1 protein-coding gene and 1 pseudogene are annotated in these 2,160 nt (G+C 70.7%); one reads left to right on the forward strand and one right to left on the reverse strand.

Annotation, left to right across the window (positions count from 1 at the left end):
* Nucleotides 1-251 precede the first annotated feature (251 nt).
* Nucleotides 252-680, reverse strand: a complete 429-nt coding sequence (locus AC0CYZ_RS01030; RefSeq protein ID WP_472211250.1) for a VOC family protein — start codon at nucleotides 678-680, stop codon at nucleotides 252-254.
* Nucleotides 681-844: 164 nt separating this feature from the next.
* Between AC0CYZ_RS01030 and aceE the strand changes: the two are divergent.
* Nucleotides 845-1,905 (forward strand): annotated as a pseudogene (aceE, locus tag AC0CYZ_RS01035) (pyruvate dehydrogenase (acetyl-transferring), homodimeric type); the annotation flags it as partial.
* Between the last annotated feature and the right edge of the window lie 255 nt (nucleotides 1,906-2,160).

The raw sequence follows: 2,160 nt of genomic DNA on the forward strand, positions 1-2,160 counted from the left end.
GTGAACCCCGGGGGCACCGGCAGCCCCAGGTTCGTCATCTCCGCGAGGTTGGCGCCCTTGCCGCCCAGCAGGTCCTTCTGGTCCTTGTCGCCCTCGGCGAAGTCGTAGACGAACTTCGTCATGATCGCGGTCTCCTGTCCCTCCGCCGGGTGGACGGCGGCCCTCGACGACGCTGACACCTCGGCGTCGCCGACACCATGGCCGAACGGCCGTGTCCGCGCGACTATCTCGATCCAGAGGACGGAACGATCTCAGGCCGGCGGCGCCGTGGCCCCGTCCTTCGGGAGCAGCACCTCGCCCTCCAGGCCGTCCGGATCCCGGAAGAACAGACTCCAGGCGCCCCCGAAGTCGTTCACCGTCCCGTCGGAGGCACCGTGGGCGACCAGCCGGTCACGGATCGTCGCGAAGGCCTCCGGCGAGGCCGCGTGCAGCCCGAAGTGGTCGAGGCGTCCGCGGTGCCACATCGGCGTCTGCCGGTCGGCCTCGTCGCTCGAGGGCACGGTGAAGACGTTGAGCTCCGTGTGCGGCCCGATGCGGAAGACCGTCATCGTCTCCTCGCCCTGCTGCCCGTGGGGACGCGTCTCGCCGATCTCGGCGTCGAACACGGCCGCGTAGAAGGCCCCGAGCCGCGCGGCGTCGTGGCTCAGGGTCGCGATGTGGTCCACGCCGTCGGTCAGCACCCGCCGAGCGTCCTCCGGGGCCACCGAGGCGGCAAGCAGGGGCGAGCGGAGCGCCGGGGCGGGTCGTGCGCTCCGGCTTTCGTCCCGCCCGCGGACGGGGCAGGCTGTGGCCCGTCCCATTCCGGGCCGCGTGGTGGCGGCCCCGAGCCCCAGGACGGTGCGTCATGGTCGACAGCGCGACGGACTCCTCGACCGACACCGACCCGGAGGGCACCCAGGAGTGGCAGGAGGCGCTGGAGTCGGTCCTCGCGGTCGAGGGCCCGCAGCGCGCCCACGACCTGCTCGACGACCTGATCGCCCAGGCGCGGCGGGCCGGGGCGCCGGTGCCGTACTCGGCGACGACGCCCTACGTGAACACCATCCCGGTCGACCAGGAGACGCCGCACCCGGGTGACCGGGCGATCGAGCACCGCATCCGCTCGGCCATCCGCTGGAACGCGGTGGCGATGGTGCTCCGCGCGAACAAGGAGTCCTCCGAGCTCGGTGGGCACATCGCGAGCTTCCAGTCCGCCGCGACGCTCTACGACACCGGCTTCCAGCACTTCTGGCACGCGCCGTCGGAGGGCCACGGCGGCGACCTGGTGATGATGCAGGGCCACTCCTCGCCCGGCATCTACGCGCGGGCCTTCCTCGAGGGCCGGCTGACCGAGGAGCAGATGGACGCCTTCCGGCAGGAGACCGGGAGCCAGACAAGGGGATACAGCGGGCTGTCGTCGTACCCGCACCCGTGGTTGATGCCGGAGTTCTGGCAGTTCCCGACGGTGTCGATGGGTCTCGGCCCGCTGATGGCGATCTACCAGGCCCGCTTCCTCAAGTACCTGCACGGGCGCGAGCTCGCCGACACCGAGAACCGGCACGTGTGGGCGTTCCTCGGCGACGGCGAGATGGACGAGCCGGAGTCGCTCGGCGCGATCTCGCTCGCCGGACGCGAGCACCTCGACAACCTGATCTTCGTCGTCAACTGCAACCTGCAGCGTCTCGACGGCCCGGTGCGCGGCAACGGCAAGATCATCCAGGAGCTGGAGTCGTTCTTCCGGGGCGCGGGCTGGAACGTCATCAAGGTGGTGTGGGGTCGCGAATGGGATGCGCTGCTGCATGCCGACCGCGACGGCGCACTGGTCAACCTGATGAACACCACCCCCGATGGTGACTACCAGACCTACAAGGCCAACGACGGCGCCTACGTCCGCGACCACTTCTTCCGGGGCGAGGACCACGCGTCCGGCACCGGCGACCAGGTGTATTTCCAGGGGCATGCGGCGCCGGGCATCTATGCGCGCGCGTTCCTCGAGGGCCGGCTGACCGAACGGCACCTGGACGGATTCCGGCAGGAGCAGTCGCACGCCCCCTACGGGCTGTCGTCCTACCCGCACCCGCGGCTGATGCCGGAGTTCTGGGAATTCCCCACCGTATCGATGGGCCTGGGCCCGATCGGCGCGATCTACCAGGCGCGGTTCAACCGGTACCTGCACGCGCGCGG

The sequence above is a fragment of the Actinomycetospora sp. genome, assembly GCF_055612215.1.